The organism is Tritonibacter sp. SIMBA_163 (assembly GCF_046535935.1).
Taxonomy (GTDB): domain Bacteria; phylum Pseudomonadota; class Alphaproteobacteria; order Rhodobacterales; family Rhodobacteraceae; genus Epibacterium; species Epibacterium scottomollicae.
The window spans coordinates 1-234 of record NZ_JAWJBP010001377.1; the positions used below are offsets into that span (position 1 = coordinate 1).

The 234-nt window shown below is 56.4% G+C and carries 1 protein-coding gene; it reads right to left on the minus strand.

The window, feature by feature from the left end:
- A partial coding sequence (locus R0J92_RS26795) for a class I SAM-dependent methyltransferase (protein ID WP_411053919.1) occupies positions 1-234 on the minus strand: 234 nt, incomplete at both ends.

A 234-nucleotide genomic window follows, 5' to 3' on the forward strand; every position in this document is an offset into this window, starting at 1 on the left:
CAAGTCGCTTGTCACGTTTGCCGTGACGGTCTCGCGCGGCCACATCGTCCACGACGAACGCGGTCATGAACAATTTTCCGCCAGGAGCGAGAACGCGGGAAACCTGTTCGAGATAGGTTTTAACCTCGTCGGACGGCAGATGGGTGACTACCGACGTCATGATGACGAAGTCGAAACTCCTGTCAGCGAAAGGCAGGACGAGACTGAGCCCGTTGACCGCCCCTTTTGGATTAT